Genomic DNA, 16641 nt, shown 5'->3' on the forward strand with positions numbered 1-16641 from the left:
CTTCGCCCGGTCGATGCGAATTCTTCGAATCGGCACTTCGAAACTTTGCAATCGATCGGGTATTGGCTGATGAACAGGCCCGGGGATACGCTCCGATGACTGTACCGGAGGTACCCGATGAAACCTGAGGCACGAGGTCCGCTCGCAGGCGTCCGAATAGTGGAGCTGGGAGGCGTCGGGCCGGTTCCGTTCTGCTGCATGCTCCTTTCCGACCTGGGTGCGGACATCATTCGAATCGACCGCCCCGCAGGATACGACGGCGGGGCGCCGGTCGATTCCCGTTTCCACCTGCTCAACCGCGGCAGGCGAAGCGCGGGCCTGGACCTGAAGAAGAAAGAGGCCGTCGACGCGGTCCTGGAACTCGTGCGCGCAGCCGACGTCCTGGTGGAGGGATTTCGCCCCGGGGTCGCCGAGAAACTGGGCCTGGGACCCAAGGACTGCCACGCGGTGAACCGGGCGCTCGTGTACGGACGGATGACCGGCTACGGGCAGGACGGGCCGCTTGCCCAGGACCCCGGCCACGACGTCAACTACGTATCGCTCACCGGAGTCCTGCACTCCATCGGTGCCGCGGGCGGCCCCCCGACCATCCCGCTCAACCTCGCGGGCGACTTCGGCGGAGGCTCCCTCTACTTGGCCGTCGGGGTGCTGGCGGCACTCCTGGAGTCGCGGAGTTCGGGGCTGGGTCAGGTGATCGACGCGGCCATGGTGGACGGTTCGGCGTCTTTGATGACCCTCTTCTACGGACTGCGCGCCGCCGGCTATTGGAGCGACGAGCGCGGCACGAACCGCCTCGATTCCGGCGCCCCCTGGTACGACGTGTACGAGACCGCGGACGGCCGCTGGCTCAGCGTCGGCTCCAACGAGGCCCGATTCTGGCGCAACACCCTGCGATTTCTCGGGCTGGCCGAGGACGACGTGCCGGATCAACACGACCGGTCCCGATGGCCGCAGATGCGCGCCACGCTGGCCGCGGCGATCCGTACGCGCACCCGGGACGAGTGGAGCGAGTCGGCCGCGGGCCAAGACGTCTGCATCGCCCCCGTCCTGTCGATGGACGAGGCACCGCGCCACCCGCATCTGCGCGAGCGGAAAACCTTCGTCGAGATCGAGGGAATCGTCCAGCCGGCGCCCGCGCCGCGCTTCAGCCGGACCCCCGGGGCGATCCAGGGGCCGCCCACGCGTCCCGGCGAGGACACCGAGGACGTCCTCACCGACTGGGGCTTCACGACCGCCGACCTGGCCGCGCTGCGCACGGCGGGCGCGATCGCCTGAGGCGGTCCTCGCGGCGCGGTCACCTCCTTTTCGTCCGCCTTTCGTCCGAGCGATTCGACGCTCGCGAATCGTTGCCTCGAAATTTTCCACTCGGATGATCGGCATCCGGGCCCTCATGTGCGAGCTACTCGAACTTCCCCGGACCGCAATACTTTGGAGCGATGAAGAAATGACCTCGAATTTCCTGGACGAAGCCCAGGCCGACTGGCTGAAGACCGTCAACGACTTCATGGACAAGGAAGTCACCGTCGAATACGTCCGCGCGTGCGACTCGGAGCGTCGATACCCGTACGAGGCGTATGCGAAGATCGCCGCGCAGGGATGGCTCGGCATCATGATCCCCGAGGACGAGGGTGGTTCGGGCGGTGACATCTTCGACTATTCGCTGATGGCCGAGGGGCTCGGAAAATTCGGCTTCGACTTCGCCTGCTCGGTGCTCGTGCCGACCTTCACGGCGATGAACATCATCAAATTCGGTTCGGCCACACAGAAGGCCACATACGTCAAGCCGTTCATCGAGGGCAAGATCCGCTTCTCGGTCTCCATCTCCGAGCCCGATGCCGGTTCGGACGCCTCGAACACCAAGACGCGGGCCCGCCGTGACGAGAACGGCGACTGGATCGTCAGCGGCCAGAAGCTGTGGTGCAGCGGCGCGGCCGCCGAGGACACGATCATCGCCATGCTGGTGCGCACCGACGCCCAGGACAAGCACGGCGGCCTGTCCGTGCTGCTGATCCCCAACGACACACCGGGCGTCGAGATCCGCAAGCTGCCGACGCTGTCGCGCCACGCCACCGGTACCACCGAGATCTTCCTGGACGAGGTTCGCGTTCCGGCGGCGGCCCTGCTCGGCGAGGTCGGCCAAGGCTGGAAAATCATCACCGACCACCTCGAACTCGAACGCTGCGCGGTCGCCGCGGCGTACACCGGAAACGCGCAGCAGGCCGTCCACACCGCCAACCGCTACGCGCAGGAGCGCATCCAGTTCGGCAAGCCGATCTACGAGTTCCAGGTGATCAAGCACATGCTCGCCGAGTCTCAGACCCAGGTCGACGCCGCCCGGCTGCTCTGCTACCGCGCCGCCCGAATGAAGGCCCAGGGTCTGCCCGCCGCATGCGAAACCTCGATGGCCAAGCTCTTCGGCTCGGAGACGCTGAAGTCCTGCGCGCTCGACGGCATGCAGATCCTCGGTGGCTACGCCAACCTCCCCGAGGCCGACATGGAGCGCTATCTGCGAGAGAGCGTCCAGTCCACCATCGGCGGCGGTACATCACAGATCCAGCGCACCGTCATCGCCAAGTCCATGCGTCTGCCCACCCGCGCCTGAGCGGCCCGAAACCCTGCCGAGGAGACCCACGATGACCACGATCGACAACCGCATCGACATGCCGTTCGACGAAATCGAGGCCGGCCGCATCTTCCGCTCGGGTGGCCGAACGATCACCGAGGCCGACGTCGTCAACTACTGCGCGCTGACCGGCAACTGGATCGAGATCCACTCGAACGTCCACTACGCGGCGCAAACCCGTTTCGGTGAACGCCTGGTCCAAGGCTCGCTGACGTACTCGATCATGACCGGCCTGATCACCTTCGGCCCCCCGATCCAGGCCAACTACGGCATCGACAACCTGCGTTACCTCACGCCGGTGCACATCAACGACACGATCTACGTGACCGCGGAGGTCGTCGGCAAGAAGGAGAAGGACGACAAGTACGGCGTCGTCACCCTCTTGATGAAGGCGCTCAACCAGCATGGCCACGTGTGCCAGAAGTCCGAGTGGAGCCTGCTCATGCTCCGTCGGCGGGCGGACCTCGAGGCCCTGCTCGCCGGGTCCATTCCCACCGAGAAGCCGCGCGAGAAGGCCTGAGGTCGCTCCGATGCCAACCGCACCCGTGGCCGCCGTCATCGGCATGGGCGACGCCTACGCCTCGCTCGACGACCGCAAGGACCCACTGCGGCTCGCCGCGGAGGCGACCCAGCACGCACTCGCCGACGCCGGAATCCGCAAGGAACAGGTCGACGCGGTGTTCACCGGACGCTCTCCGTGGGCGGACAAACGGTCCCAATGGAGCAACATCTTCATCTCGCACATGCAGATGCCGGTGACGCTCACCAGCGAACTCACCATGCACGGCGCCGGATTGACCGCGACGATCGCCGTCGCCTCGCAGATGATCGCGGCCGGCGCGGCCGAATACGTGCTGTGTCTGCAGAGCGACGCGACCCAGTTGTTCGTCGACGCGGTGGCAATGGGAGCCGAAGCCGACGCCGATCCGCAGTACGAGGTTCCGTACGGGCCCACCATCCCCGCGCTCTACGCCCAGGCCGCCCACCGCTACTTCCACGAATTCGGCCTCACCGAGAAGGACCTCGCGGACGTCGCCGTGGCCAACCAGCGCTGGGGAGCCCACCACCCCCACGCGGCGAAGCGCAAGCACGGGGAGATCGACCGCGCCACGGTAATGGCCTCGCCCTACGTCGCCACGCCTCTGCGCCGGTGGATGTGCTCCACCTGGGGTGGGGGCACCGGTGGCGCGCTGATCGTCACCTCCCCGGAGAAGGCGCGGCACGCCCGCGATCCGGTGTACGTCCTCGGCTACGGCTCGGCCACGACCCACGAATACCTGGGCGACCGCATGAACATGCGTTCGTGTCGGTTCCCGGGTCTGGGGAACCACCCCAATCTGACGCACACCGCGACGGCCGAGGCCGCCCGCCAGGCGTACACCGGATCCGGGCTCGGCCCGTCCGACATCGACATGATGCAGATCTCGGTCAACTTCGCCCACATGGGCCCCATCGTCATGGAGGACCTGGGGTTCGCGAAGAAGGGGCACGGCATCGACGTCTACCGCGACGGACGCACCGGCATCGACGGCGATCTCCCGACCGACACGAACGGCGGCTGGCTGTCGTTCGGTCAGCCCGGAATCTCCTGCAACATGGACAGTTTGGTCGAAGCGGTCCGTCAATTGCGCGGCCGGCCCCTGGGATTGGCACCGACGCGCCGGCCGCGGACGGTGCTGGTGCAGGGCGCCGGCGGCATGCTGGCGGCGGGCAGCGTGATGCTGCTGTCCTCCTCGACGTGAGAGACGATGGGGAGCACCGGATGAGCGAGACGAAAGCAACGAACGACTGGCCCCAGCCGTATCGCCTGCCCGCCGCGGAGCCGTACTGGGCGGCGCTGGCGAACGAGTGGCTGACGTTCCAGCGCTGCGCCGACTGTGCACAGGCCGTGTGGCCGGCCCACTCCTTCTGTCCCCACTGCGAGTCGGCCGCGCTCACGTGGGTGCGGTCCGCCGGGCGCGGCACGGTCTACTCGTACAGCACGATCATGCGCGGCCCGACCCCGGCCTGGGCCTCGATCACCCCGTACACGGTCGGCTTCGTGCACCTGCACGAGGACTACTACCTGTTCACCCAGATCGAAGGCGAACCGGACACCATCCGGATCGGCACCGAGGTCTCGGTCCGCTTCGTCCGGCGAGGCGAGCAGAAACTGCCCGTGTTCGCACCGACCACGACCGACCCGGAGGCATGAGATGCCCGGACCCCTCCACGGTGTGCGGATCCTGGACCTGTCCTCGAACTTCATGGGACCGTACGCGACGCTGTCGCTCGCGGACATGGGCGCCGACGTCGCGAAGATCGAGTCGCCCCAAGGCGACACGACCCGAGGGATAGGGCCGTGTCGAAATCCCGGGATGAGTGCGATCTTCCTGCATCTCAACCGCAACAAGCGCAGCCTCGTCCTCGACCTCAAGAGCGAGGCCGGCAACACCGCGCTGAAGAAGATGATCGCCTCCGCCGACGTGATCCTGCACAGCCTGCGCCCCAAGTCCATGGCCGGGCTGGGGCTTTCGTACGAGGAAGCCCGCGACATCAACCCGAGGATCATCTACTGCGGCGTCTTCGGCTTCGGGCAGGACGGGCCCTACGCGGACCGCCCCGCGTACGACGACCTGATCCAGGCCGCGGTGGGGATGCCCGTCCTGCAAAGCCGCAAGGTCGGCCCGCCCGACTATGTGGCCACCGCCGTCGCGGACCGTGTGGTCGGCATGGCCGCCGGCTCCGCCGTCTCGATGGCGTTGTACCGGCGCGAGCGCACCGGCCGGGGCCAGGAGGTCCAGGTGCCGATGTTCGAGACGTTCGCCCACTTCGTCCTCGGCGACCACCTGTACGGGCACACCTTCGTCCCCCCGATCGGGGACTGGGGATACGCACGGATGATGAACCCGGACCGTCGCCCTTACCGCACCCGAGACGGCCACGTGGGGACCAACGTCTACACGGACCGGCACTGGCGGCGGTTCTGCGAGCTGACCGGGCACCCGGACCTGGCGGACGACCCGCGTTTCGCCACCGTCGGCGACCGTACCGACAACATCGCACTCGTCAACGAGTTCCTGGCCGAAACCTTCCCGACCAGGACGACGGCCGAGTGGATCGCACTGCTGACCGAGGCAGACGTCCCGATCATCGAGGTGAACACGCCACAGACGCTGCTCGACGACCCGCACATGACGGAAGTCGGGTTCTTCGTCGTACAGGAGCATCCGAGCGAGGGCCTGCTGCGGATGCTCGGCATCCCGCAGCGGTGGAGCGAGAGCAGTCCGGAGTTGCGCCACCCGGCGCCGCGCCTTGGTGAGCACTCGGCACAACTCCTCGCGGAGTACGGCCTGGACGAAAGCGAGATCGAGGACCTGCTGAACTCGGCAGCCGCGCGTGCGGTCGCGGGCACATGAAGGAAGAAGGGGACACGATGCCGCGTGACCTGCTCCTGTCGGGCGTGGTGGTGGTGGAGCTGAGCGACAGCGCGTCGGCTCCGTTCACCGGCAAGATCCTGGCCGAGCTCGGCGCCGAGGTGTGGAAGGTGGAACGTCCGTCGGGCGATTCCTCGCGCGGCTGGGGACCGAGCACCTGGAAGGGGAGCGGAGCGGCCTTCCACGCTCTCAACCGAGGCAAACGGTGCATCAGCATCGACATCAAGGATTCGGCCCAACTGAGCACCCTGCACCGGCTGATCGCCGAACGCGCCGACGTGTTCGTGCACAACCTCCGGCCGGGCGCCAGTGCCGCGTACGGCCTTGACGCCGACAGTCTGCGCGTGACCAAGCCAGAGTTGATCTGCTGCGAAATCGGCGCGTTCGGCCACGAGGGACCGCTCAATACGCTGCCCGGCTACGACCCGCTGATGCAGGCATTCTCCGGCATCATGAGCATCACCGGCGAGGAGGACGGATCTCCCGTACGCGCGGGGGTCTCCATCGTCGACTTCGGGTCCGGGATGTGGGCCGCCATCGGCATCCTGGCCGCCCTGCACCGGCGTGGCACCAAACATTGCGGCGCGACGGTGCACGCGTCGCTCCTGGAGACGGCCATCGCGTGGATGTCCGTCGGCATCGCCAACCACAGCGCCGACGGCGAACCCGGCGGGCGCCACGGATCGGGTGTGGCCTTCATCGTGCCGCATCGTGCGTACGCCACCGCCGACGGCGACCTGATCGTCAGCTGTGCGAACGACACCCTGTTCGGTCGCCTGTGCGAGACGCTCGGCCACCCGGAATGGGCCACGGACGACAGATTCGCCGGCAACGCGGGGCGGCTGCGAAACCGGCGCGACATCGACCGGCTGATCGGCGAGCGGCTGGCACAACAGTCGCGCGCGTACTGGCAGGACCGCCTGCGGGCCGCCGGAATCCCGGTGGCGCCGATCCAGACCACGGCGGAGGTCGTCGACCACGAGCAGACGCGCGCGCTGGGCATCATCGGCAAGGCGTCGCACGACGACCTCGCGGTGGTGGGCCTGCCTTTGTCGTTCGACGGCAAGCGCCCGCCGCCCCTGCCCGAGGCGCGTGGCATCGGCGCGGACAACGACGGGATCGACGCAGTGCCCACGAAGACGAGAGTGGCGACATGGGCACGTTCCATCGACTGCACCTGATTCGCCAGGTCGACCTGTTCACTCTGCGACTCTTTCTCTCCGCGATCGAAGAGCAGCAGATCGGCCGGGCCGCGATCCGGGAGAACATCGCCGCGTCGACAGCGACCAAACGCATCCAGATCCTGGAAGACATCGCCGGCATCCAGCTTCTCGAACGCGGACCGAAGGGGGTTGTCCCGACTCCTGCCGGAGCCGTCCTGGCGCGCTACGTCCGCCGGATCTTCGACGGCCTCGAAGACCTGCACGCCGAGATCGCCTCCTTCACCGAGGGCGTGCGAGGCGAGCTGACCATCGCGTCGGCGCGCACCATACTGGTCCCGTTCCTCGCGCGCGAACTCGGTGAATACAGCCGCGAATATCCGCTGGTCCACCTCGCGGTGCACGACGTCGAGAACGCCGAGATCGTGCGGCAGGTCGCGCACGGGCAGGCGGACATCGGGGTGTTCGCGGCGGCATACGAACTCGATCTCGAAGGTGTCGACGTCACGCCCTACCGACGAGACCGCCTGGTGGCCGTGGTGCGGCGGGACCACTGGCTGAGCGAACGGTCCGGTGTGACGTTCGAGGATCTGCTGCCGGAGAACCTGATCGCGGTCGGCTCGATGCTCGGTGCCTTCCGTGCCGCGGCCAGGCGCCTGGACAGGGAGTTCGAACCGGAATACACGGTGCGAAGCGCAAGCGTGGCGATCAGCCTGGTTCAGGCGGGGTTGGGGGTGACCGTGCAGCCCGAATGCCTGGTCACCCGGGAGACGCTGTCCGGCGTGGCCATGGTCGAACTCGCCGAGCCATGGGCGGTGCGAAAGATCCACATCGCCACCGCGCGGGGGCGCACCGTGAGCCCGGCCGCGCGCGCGTTCGTCAACCGGTTGCTCGACCACCCGGCCGACGACCGCGGGAGTACGAGTCCTTCCTGAGCGCCGAAGGCCGTCGGAAGGATCCGGGATCCCTTCCGACGGCCTTCGGCGGCAACGCGTGTCGACTCGTGCTGCCGGCTAGGGCGAGACGCGCTCGACCAGTGAGACCTTGACGTGGTCCGGACGCTTCAGTGTCCCGTCGGGAACGAGTTGGACGACCGTCTTCACATTGAGGGCGGAGCGGATCCGCTGCTCGATCGTGGCGCGCAGGTCGTTCTGTTGCTCCGGGCCCAATCCCGCGGCGTGCTCCACCACCAGGAGAAGCGGTTGCTGGGTCGAGTGGCCCTCGAACTCGGCGCGGATACGCATCTCTCCCGTTGCGGCCGGCGTCGACTCGGTGACCAACTGCTTGATCGCCGAGGGGAACAGATTGATTCCGCGCACGATCAGCATGTCGTCCGTGCGGCCGATGCACCGGACCTTGAAACCGGTCCGGCCGCACGAACAATCCGTCCCGGTGACGACGACGTGGTCCCTGGTGCGAAAACGCAGCAGGGGCGAAGCCCGGCGACGCAGAGCGGTGTAGACGAGTTCGCCCTGCGCGCCCTCGACCGGCGCGACCTGCTCGCCGGTCTCGGGGTCGATCAGTTCGGCGATCATCAGGTCCGGTGACAGGAAATGCATGCCTTCACCCGCCTCGCACTCGCCCCAGTACGTGCAGGCGATGTCCGTCCCCCCGAGCATCTCCCGCGACGTCGCGCCCCACAGCGATTCGAGCCTGTCCCGCACGGCAGGCAGGCCGCCGCCCGGTTCACCGCCGACGCTGATGGTGCGGACACCGAGTTCACGGGCGGGTCGCCCGACGATCCTCGGCGCCTGTTCGGCGAGGTGGGCGAGGAAGTACGGGGTACCGATCAGGGCGTTCGGGCGCTGGTCCGCCTGCACGCGAAGCAGCCGTTCCGCACCGGCCTCCGCACCGATGGGGATGTCGACGATGCCCATGTACCGCAGGATCTGCACGATGGGCAATCCGCCGACGAACCCCTTGCTCATGCCGAACGCGTGCAACAGCCGGTCGCCGGGCCGGAACCCGTTCGCGTAGAGGGCCCGGGCCCCGAGTTCGCACCAGGTGACGATGTCGTCGGCGGTCAGCGCCACGTAGGAGGGATTTCCGGTGGTGCCGGACGATGCCTGGATCTGCACGACGTCGGCATGGTCGACGGCGACATGGGCGCCCAGCGGTGGCACCGCGGCCAGACTGTCGCGGAGCTCCTGCTTTTCGGTGAACGGAAGAGCGGCCAGGTCGTCGACCGTCCTGATCTTCGTGACGTCGACGTCGTGTCGCGCGAACTTCTCACGGTAGAAGGTGCTGTGTGCCGCGAGATGCGTGATCTGCTCCCTCAGCCGCTCGTCCTGGACTGCCCGCGCCTGCACAGCCGAGACAGTCTCGATCGGGCTCCAGTACTTCTCGGAGAACGGAGCAACTGACATGACGCCTCCCTCTATTCCTGGCGTGTCGGAAGCCGGGCTGCCGCGCCATCGCGACGCCTGTGAGCCGTCCACGAGGTCTGCTCGCGCGACTGCGCGAGACTCAAGAGTTCTACATCATATATCTCATTTTTGGCTCGAACCAGAGCTGTCCCAGGGGAGGGCAACTCGCCTCGAAGAGGGGCGGGTCCGCACGGCGACCGCCGCGAACCCGCCCCCGTCACTCGATCCTTTGCGTCTCGGTGTCACCCGATGTGCGCGGGGCTCCACCGTTCAGGGCCGGTCAGTAACGGCCCACCGCGATCTCCTGCGTTGCGCGGGCCTGCGCACTGCCGCGGCACTCGACCATCGTGCCGTTGTAGATCAGCGAGGTCGAACAACCCTCGTCGTCCGTCACGGTCACGCTCACGGTCCGCTCGCCCGCGGCTGCGTAGCGGTGCGTGACGAACGGCGTCGTGGTGGTCTGGGTCGAGCCGTCCCCGAAGTCCCACGTGTAGCCGGTGACCCGTCCGTCCGAGTCGGCGGATTTCACGGCCGAGAAGATCCGGGTGAGTCCGAGGCCCTCGCCGTCGACGCGGAGCGCCGCGGTCGGGCCCTGGTTCGGCGTGAGGAACGCGTTCGAACCGTCGTGCCAGTACAGGCCGGTGCTGATGGACGGGGACCTGGTCGGGGTCAGGCTACCGTCGGCCTTGACCGCATAACCGGTCACCTTGCCCGACTGCCGCGGCGCGCCGGTCATCGCGTACATGACCTTCCCGTCGGCACTGAGAATGACCCGGGCGACGCCGTCCGGGACCGCGTACGGCGAACCGGGGAGCGCGCTCAGCCGGCCGTCGGGGCCGATCTGCCAACCGGAGATCGAGTTGCCCGACGCGTTGGCGACATAGATGCGGCCGGAGTCCGACGTGAAGATCGGACCGTGCGGCGTGCCACCGCTCGGGTAGGGGGAACCGGCAACGGGAGTGAGCGCCCCGTTGTCCCCGATGGTGTAGCCCGAGACGTCGCCGCTGCCCTCGTTGCCGACGTACAGGTAGCGGCCGTCGGCCGAGACGGACGGAATGGCCGGCGATATCCCGGTCGGGACGGGTGCGCCGACGGGGGTGAGGCCCGCGTCGGGCGCGATCGCGAAGCTGGACATGTTGCCCGTAAGGAAGTTGCTCACGAACAGGTGGCGCGCGTCCGGGCTGATCACCACCTGGCTGATCGCACTGGGGACCTGGGCAGGCGGTGCACCCGTCGGCGTCAACGTCCCCGACGGCGAGATCGCATAGGACAGCACCTGGCCCGTCTCGCCCGTGGCGATCGTCACGAACAGGCGGGCACCATCCGGGGTGATCGCGGCGCCGATCACGGGGCCCGGGGCGGTGGTCTGGGCGATCTCGGTAAGCCGGCCGCCGGGCTCCACGTGATAGCCGGTTATGGTCCCGGGGAGCAGTGCGAGCGAACTGAGTTGCAGCCCCGCGCTCACCGAGTAAAGCGTCCGGCCGTCCGGAGTGATGGCCATACCCAACGAGGACGGACCGGACGCGAACGGGGAATCGGAGACCAGCCGCATCGCGCCGTCTCTGGTCACGGAGGCGCCGGCAATCGCCGGCGAAGCGAAACCGCCAACGTAAAGGTGTCTTTGCGAAGTCGCGGACGAACTCGAGCCGGCAGCCGGCTGAGCTCCGGTGGCGGAAGTGGACGCGGCAACCGATCCGGAACCGACCAGCGCGACCATGAAGGACACCGAAAGTGCGATACGCCTTGAGCGAGCCATCGGGAACCTGGTCATACGGTTCTCCTCTTTTTTCAAAGTCGGATAAACGCCCACGGCCGAGCTGTATTCGGTCGGGGCTCCACCGTGCATCGCGTTCGGTCGGTGCTGCCGTGTGCAGTGGACCTCGCGACGAGGTGCCCCCTTGTCTATCCGAGCCCGCCATCGACAAGTGTCCGGATTTCTGGACAGCCGGGCGCGCGCCGCGGCACCGGACCCCGCCCGAATCGCACGTCGAGTCCGGCGCGGGCGAGGGGTACCGAACGCGACGACGCCGGCCTCCGGGACCACGAGCGGGTTCCGGAGGCCGGCGTCGGTGTGCCACGTCAGGCCGGGTCGGTGTCAGCCTGCCAGGTGCTGCCCGAAGAAGTCGGTGAGCTTGGCGACGGCGGGGGTGACGTGTTCGTCCCTGTCGTACAACGAGACGTGAGTACCCCCGTCCACGACGAACAGCTCCTTCGGTTCGTTCGCCTTCTCCACGGCCTCACGGCTGAAGTAGGCGGTGTCCGCCTCGGAACCGACGATCATCAGCAGCGGGCGCGGGGCGATCAGCTCGATCCTCGCGTACGGGTCGAACTGGGCGATGTGGTCGATGCTGCGCAGCGGCCATTCGTTGGTGGAGTTGCAGTGCCCGCCGCGCGGGGTGCGGTAGTAGTCCTGCGCCTCCCGGTACAGGGTGGGTGCCTCCTCCAGGCCCTCGGGGCTCTCCGGGGCCCAGTTCAGCACGGCAGGCTTCTCGCCCTTGGCCTCCGCGGTCCGCGCGGCGCCGGCCTGCTCGAGCAGGGCCTGCAGGACTTCGGGGCCCTGGGTGCGGCCGAGACCGTCGACCAGCAGGCTGCTGACGTCGACGGCGCTGACCGCGGCCACGGCCCTGATGCGGTGGTCGGTCTGCGCGGCGAAGGGGACGTACCCACCGGACGCGCAGATCCCGAGAGCGCCGATGCGGACCGGATCGATGTCGTCACGAGTAGTCAGGTAGGTGACGGCGGCGCGCACGTCCTCGGCCCGCTGGAAGGGGTTCTCCAGGCCGCGGGGAGTGCCCTCGCTGCCGCCCTGGTAAGCGGCGTCGAAGACCAGCGCCGCGAAACCCTCGCGGGCCAGGCGCTCGGCGTAGAGGCTCGCGGTCTGCTCCTTCACACCGCCACCGGGGTGGGAGACGACCACGGCCGGCAGGGGGGTGCCGGTGTGGCTGTCCGGGGTGAACAGAAGGCCGGCGAGCGAGAGTCCGGCGCTGGGAAAGGTTACGTTCGCCTTCATGTGCTTGGCGTTCCTTGGTTCCGAGGTGCAGTGGCCTGCGTGGCCGTGATCCGGGGACGTCCGGTGAGGAAGAACCTCTCCGTACGCCCCCGCGTTGCCACCTGACAAAGGTTTCCACGCGTCGCACGCCGGCGAAATGGGCGACTTCCAACCCCCGACACGGGTGTCCTGGGACCGAACCGGCCCCCTCACAGTCGTGGCGTTTGCTGCGAGACTTGTCCCATGAGCAGCAGCGCGCACCGCGATGAGCTGGGCGCTTTCCTCAAGGCCCGCCGCATGGAGCTCACCCCCGCCATGGTCGGACTGCCGCAGACCGGGGGCAGGCGCAGGGTCAAGGGCCTGCGCCGGGAGGAGGTGGCCCTGCTCGCCTCCATCAGCACCGACTACTACACGAGACTGGAGCAGGGCCGGCGGCAGGCGTCCCAGTCGGTGCTGGAGAGCCTCACCGAGGTCCTGCGTCTGGACGACGACGAACGCGAATACGTGTACGGGCTCGCGGGCAAGGACGAGCCTCGGCCGCGCCGGGTGTCCGCGCAGAAGGTCCAGCCCCGGTTGCGCCGGCTGCTGGACGACCTGGCCGGCACCCCCGCCATGGTTCTGGGCCGCCGGATGGACGTCCTCGCCTGGAACTCGATGGCCGCCGCGCTGATCACCGACTTCGGCAAGGTCCCGGAGAAGCAGCGCAACATGGTGCGGCTGGTGTTCATGGACCCCGCTTTCCGGGCGCTGTATCCGGACTGGAAGAACGTCGCCCACGCGTGTGTGGCCCAACTGCGGATGGAGGCGGCCCGCGACCCGCACGACCTGCGACTGGCCGCTCTCGTCGGCGAACTGTCCGTGCAGGACGCCGACTTCCGCCGCTGGTGGGGCGCCCACCATGTCGCTGCCCGGGGCATGGGCACCAAGGTGTACCACCATCCCGTCGCCGGCGATCTCACCCTCGATTGGGACACCCTCACCTGCGCCACCGACCCCGACCAGCAACTCGTCACGTGGACCACCGAACCCGGCAGCCCCTCCCACGACGGTCTGCGCATCCTCTCCTCGTGGGCCGCCACCGACGAATCCACCGCGTCGGCGGACACCGGCGGCTGATCGGCCGACCTCGCAGGGCAGTCACTCACCGGTCACCCGAGCCCGAGGGTCACCCGAGCCCGAACGAACCACAGGCCCGGCGACCTGCCGGCTCGACGGTGTCCGGATATTTGGACACCCACACGTCCCGGCCTTCCCAACGCCGGACGCAGGTGGATCGAATGGTCCGGCTCGCACCACGGGCAGATCCGCGTGGGTGCGAGAGCGATGTCCGTGGCGAGCAGAGGTGGCCTTGCGTGTACGGCTCTTCTCAGGATGGTGCCGGGAAGGTACGGCCGGAGATCGAGTCCTCGTGGAGCCGGTCGCGCCTGAACGGCCTCCACCGGCACGGCGCTCCGGCCCTCGACCAGGGGCCGGTGGCCGGTGACGGAATTCTGGTTCGTGCGGCTCGCCCGGTGCTGGACCGGGGGCAGGCGGAACTCGCCGACGCCCGGTGTGTCCTGGTGCTGGCCGACCGCGAGGCGCGCATCATCGACATCCGCTGCGCAGACGCGACGTTCGGCACAGCGCTGACCGCGTTCGGGATCGTGCCGGGCGTTCGGCTCGGCGAGGAGCAGGTGGGGACCAACGCGGTCGGCACTCCGCTGGAGACCGGCCAAGGCCTGCTGGTCCGTGGCACCGATCACTTCATGACGACCTTTTGTGAGTTCGCCTGCTACGGACATCCGATCATCCATCCGATCACCCGTCGGATCGAGGGGGTCGTCAATGTCGGAGCCCCCTTGGGCGAGGAGCACCCCCTGTTCGCAGCCCTGGTTCGGCGCATCGTCCGTGACATCGAGGACCGGCTTCGGTTGGACGCGACCCGGACCCAGCGCCGGCTGCTGGCAGCGTTCCGGACGGCTGCCCGCTCTTCCCGGCGGCCGGTCATGGGGGTGGGTCGGGGCGTCGTTCTGGCGACTCCGGCCGCACTGGAGTTGCTGAGTCCTGCGGACCACGTGGCCGTCCAGGCGTGCGTGGAGGGGATGCGCTCCGACCGCGAGGTCGATCGTCATCTGACGCTGGTCTGCGGCCGAACGGTCCGGCTGAGGTGTGCGCCCGTCGACGGCGCCGACGGGGCACTGGTCGACATCGTTGTGAAACGGTCGGGCCGTCGAGGCACGGACGGTGCCGACCTTGCCGTCGGTCGACCGCTGTTGATCGTCGGTGAGCTCGGCAGCGGCCGTACCACCGAGGCTCGGCGGGCAGCCGGACCCGATGCGTTCGTACTCGACGCCGCCGACGCCGTGTGCCAGGGCGAACAAGAGTGGACCAAAGGCATGGCGGCCCTGCCGGCCGGCGGCGCGTGCCCGTTGATCATCGAGAACATCCAGCTCATGAGCGAGCGGATGACGACGCCGACGGTTGAGTGGATGCGCGCCACGCGGCGAAAGACCGTGCTGACCTCGACACCCGGCGAACATCTCGACGGTGTGCACGCACCACTGGCAGCGCTCTGCGGCGCGCGGCGCGACCTGCTCCCTCTGCGCCGGCGCAGGCACGACATTCCCCGGTTGGCGCAGAACATGCTGACCGACGAGGTGGGCCCCGAGCGGGCTCGGATGACCGGCGACAGCCTGCGGGTACTGGCCGCTCAGCCGTGGCCCGGTAACCTTGCCGAACTGCGGCGGGTGGTTCGGTTCGTCGCCGAAAGACGTTCGGTGGGCGACATCGTCCCCTCGGACCTGCCCGCTTCGCACTGCGGCGTGCCGGTTCCGACGTCGCCGCTTCTGCAGGCCGAGCGCGAGGTCATCGTCGCCGCCATCAAGGCGGCCGGCGGCAACCGACTCCAGGCGGCACGCGCTTTGGGGGTGAGCAGGTCCACGCTCTACAACCGGATGCGTGCCTTGCGGGTGTACTGACGTCGGGGGAGCGGGGCCGGTTCGGCCGGCGTGGTTCAGGAGTCGGTGCGGTCCTGCCAGAGTCCGCGTGCCTCAAGGGTCTCGATGAGATGGTCGGCGCTTTGCAGGGTGTGTTGTTCCACGAGCGAGCGTGCCATGCCGTGCCTGCGCCGGCGAAGTGCTTCGACGATGAGGGGGTGCTCCTCGCGGGCGGCGGCGGCTCTGCCTTCGATGGAGATGTAGAAACGGTTGGGCAGTTGCTTGACGGCGGAGCGCAGAAGGAGGGCGAGGCGGTGGGAATCGGCGGCGAGGTTGATGTGACGGTGGAAGGCGTGGCCGTGTTCGAGCATGCCTTCCTCGTCGTCGGCCTCGATGGCCTCCTCCTGTTGTTTGACGATGGCTTCGAGTTCGTCGAGTTGTTCGCCGGTGATCTTCCGGGCCGCGCGGGCGGCGAGTTCGCCGCCGAGTTGGGCCTGGACCCAGAACAGGTCGTGGACGTCCTGCCGGGAGAAGGGGATCACGATGAAGCCGCGGCGAGGGACCAGTTCGATGAAACCTTCGCTGCTGAGGGAGAGAAGACCCTCGCGTACCGGGGTGTTGCTGACGCCGACGGCTTCCGCGATGGGTTCCAGGCGCAGGAACTCGCCGGGCCTGACCTCGCCGGAGATGATCATCTCGCGGACGTAGGTCGCCACCTCCTCGGAGAGTTGCTGCCGCTGGGAGTTGTTGCGGTCACGCGCCATGGGCTCCTCGTTCGCCATCGCCGGTCGGCGGTCCGAAACAGAGTGCATCATATAGCCTGACGAGTTCCTTGCGACCCCGTGCGCAGCCACGCGGCCCGGCCACTCCCGGAACAAGCGCGTGCCGAGCGCCCGGGGTGCGTTCCGGCAGGCCCTCGATGAGCTGTCGTCGGTGGTGGTGCTGCCCGTCATGAGGTGGTTCTGCCTTCCGGGAACGAAGGAGTGTCGGCCGATTCGGGGATCTGCAGGAGGTCGAAGACGGCAGCCGGCGGATCGGCTCGTGGCGGGGTCTGTGGTCGGCCGGGGAAGTTTCCGATCACGTAGACGGCTACATCCCGCCCGGCCGTCGTCCGGCGCCCCCGTCCGGACGGGAAGGAACTCCGCAGTGATCCCGGCGAGTTCGGAGGCGAA

Annotated in this window: 14 protein-coding genes; 10 read left to right on the plus strand and 4 right to left on the minus strand. The window is 68.2% G+C overall.

Annotation, left to right across the window (positions count from 1 at the left end):
* Nucleotides 1-117 precede the first annotated feature (117 nt).
* From GT354_RS05795 to GT354_RS05830, 8 genes are all read left to right on the plus strand, one after another.
* Nucleotides 118-1275 carry a CaiB/BaiF CoA-transferase family protein gene (locus GT354_RS05795; RefSeq protein WP_161355087.1) on the plus strand — a complete coding sequence of 386 codons (1158 nt, stop codon included), beginning with the start codon at nucleotides 118-120 and terminating at the stop codon, nucleotides 1273-1275.
* Nucleotides 1276-1444: 169 nt separating this feature from the next.
* A complete protein-coding gene (locus tag GT354_RS05800) occupies nucleotides 1445-2602 on the plus strand; it encodes an acyl-CoA dehydrogenase family protein (RefSeq protein ID WP_161355088.1) in 1158 nt (385 codons plus the stop codon).
* Between the two features lie 31 nt (nucleotides 2603-2633).
* Complete coding sequence (locus GT354_RS05805) at nucleotides 2634-3143, plus strand: MaoC/PaaZ C-terminal domain-containing protein (protein ID WP_161355089.1); 510 nt, start codon at nucleotides 2634-2636, stop codon at nucleotides 3141-3143.
* A gap of 10 nt (nucleotides 3144-3153) precedes the next feature.
* Nucleotides 3154-4365: a thiolase family protein gene (locus GT354_RS05810; protein ID WP_161355090.1), complete on the plus strand. Its 1212-nt coding sequence runs from the start codon at nucleotides 3154-3156 to the stop codon at nucleotides 4363-4365.
* A gap of 20 nt (nucleotides 4366-4385) precedes the next feature.
* Nucleotides 4386-4817, plus strand: a complete 432-nt coding sequence (locus GT354_RS05815) for an OB-fold domain-containing protein (protein ID WP_161355091.1) — start codon at nucleotides 4386-4388, stop codon at nucleotides 4815-4817.
* 1 nt (nucleotide 4818) lies between these two features.
* Entirely contained in the window at nucleotides 4819-6021 is a 1203-nt protein-coding gene (locus tag GT354_RS05820; protein ID WP_161355092.1) for a CoA transferase, read from the plus strand.
* Nucleotides 6022-6038: 17 nt separating this feature from the next.
* Nucleotides 6039-7220, plus strand: a complete 1182-nt coding sequence (locus GT354_RS05825) for a CoA transferase (RefSeq protein WP_237534407.1) — start codon at nucleotides 6039-6041, stop codon at nucleotides 7218-7220.
* The gene (locus GT354_RS05830) at nucleotides 7193-8134 is read left to right on the plus strand and encodes a LysR family transcriptional regulator (RefSeq protein WP_161355094.1); all 942 of its coding nucleotides are present in this window, start codon (nucleotides 7193-7195) and stop codon (nucleotides 8132-8134) included. The genes GT354_RS05825 and GT354_RS05830 overlap by 28 nt, the downstream gene beginning before the upstream one ends.
* 78 nt (nucleotides 8135-8212) lie before the next feature.
* On the opposite strand, the gene GT354_RS05835 is transcribed toward GT354_RS05830, so the two are convergent.
* The 3 genes from GT354_RS05835 to GT354_RS05845 form a co-directional block, all read right to left on the minus strand.
* Nucleotides 8213-9565, minus strand: coding sequence for an AMP-binding protein (locus GT354_RS05835; RefSeq protein WP_161355095.1), 1353 nt, complete (start codon nucleotides 9563-9565; stop codon nucleotides 8213-8215).
* A gap of 280 nt (nucleotides 9566-9845) precedes the next feature.
* On the minus strand, nucleotides 9846-11135 hold the full coding sequence (locus GT354_RS05840; RefSeq protein WP_161355096.1) for a PKD domain-containing protein: 1290 nt from the start codon (nucleotides 11133-11135) through the stop codon (nucleotides 9846-9848).
* A gap of 525 nt (nucleotides 11136-11660) precedes the next feature.
* A complete protein-coding gene (locus GT354_RS05845) occupies nucleotides 11661-12575 on the minus strand; it encodes an alpha/beta hydrolase (RefSeq protein WP_161355097.1) in 915 nt (304 codons plus the stop codon).
* A 222-nt stretch (nucleotides 12576-12797) separates the two neighbouring features.
* Between GT354_RS05845 and GT354_RS05850 the strand changes: the two genes are divergently transcribed.
* Both GT354_RS05850 and GT354_RS56375 read left to right on the plus strand, forming a co-directional pair.
* The gene (locus tag GT354_RS05850) at nucleotides 12798-13670 is read left to right on the plus strand and encodes a helix-turn-helix domain-containing protein (protein ID WP_161355098.1); all 873 of its coding nucleotides are present in this window, start codon (nucleotides 12798-12800) and stop codon (nucleotides 13668-13670) included.
* 236 nt (nucleotides 13671-13906) lie between these two features.
* Nucleotides 13907-15511, plus strand: a complete 1605-nt coding sequence (locus tag GT354_RS56375) for a helix-turn-helix domain-containing protein (protein ID WP_161355099.1) — start codon at nucleotides 13907-13909, stop codon at nucleotides 15509-15511.
* A 35-nt stretch (nucleotides 15512-15546) separates the two neighbouring features.
* On the opposite strand, the gene GT354_RS05860 is transcribed toward GT354_RS56375, so the two are convergent.
* A complete protein-coding gene (locus GT354_RS05860) occupies nucleotides 15547-16233 on the minus strand; it encodes a GntR family transcriptional regulator (protein ID WP_237534408.1) in 687 nt (228 codons plus the stop codon).
* Nucleotides 16234-16641 lie beyond the last annotated feature (408 nt).

The sequence above is a fragment of the Streptomyces sp. SID3343 genome, assembly GCF_009865215.1.
Lineage (GTDB): Bacteria > Actinomycetota > Actinomycetes > Streptomycetales > Streptomycetaceae > Embleya.

Coding starts and splice junctions, on each gene's coding strand:
- GT354_RS05815 (WP_161355091.1), top strand. CDS start 4,386: ATGAGCGAGACGAAAGCAACGAACGACTGGCCCCAGCCGTATCGCCTG.
- GT354_RS05830 (WP_161355094.1), top strand. CDS start 7,193: ATGGGCACGTTCCATCGACTGCACCTGATTCGCCAGGTCGACCTGTTC.
- GT354_RS05810 (WP_161355090.1), top strand. CDS start 3,154: ATGCCAACCGCACCCGTGGCCGCCGTCATCGGCATGGGCGACGCCTAC.
- GT354_RS05820 (WP_161355092.1), top strand. CDS start 4,819: ATGCCCGGACCCCTCCACGGTGTGCGGATCCTGGACCTGTCCTCGAAC.
- GT354_RS05860 (WP_237534408.1), bottom strand. CDS start 16,233: ATGGCGCGTGACCGCAACAACTCCCAGCGGCAGCAACTCTCCGAGGAG.
- GT354_RS05850 (WP_161355098.1), top strand. CDS start 12,798: ATGAGCAGCAGCGCGCACCGCGATGAGCTGGGCGCTTTCCTCAAGGCC.
- GT354_RS05835 (WP_161355095.1), bottom strand. CDS start 9,565: ATGTCAGTTGCTCCGTTCTCCGAGAAGTACTGGAGCCCGATCGAGACT.
- GT354_RS05800 (WP_161355088.1), top strand. CDS start 1,445: ATGACCTCGAATTTCCTGGACGAAGCCCAGGCCGACTGGCTGAAGACC.
- GT354_RS05825 (WP_237534407.1), top strand. CDS start 6,039: ATGCCGCGTGACCTGCTCCTGTCGGGCGTGGTGGTGGTGGAGCTGAGC.
- GT354_RS05805 (WP_161355089.1), top strand. CDS start 2,634: ATGACCACGATCGACAACCGCATCGACATGCCGTTCGACGAAATCGAG.
- GT354_RS05795 (WP_161355087.1), top strand. CDS start 118: ATGAAACCTGAGGCACGAGGTCCGCTCGCAGGCGTCCGAATAGTGGAG.
- GT354_RS05845 (WP_161355097.1), bottom strand. CDS start 12,575: ATGAAGGCGAACGTAACCTTTCCCAGCGCCGGACTCTCGCTCGCCGGC.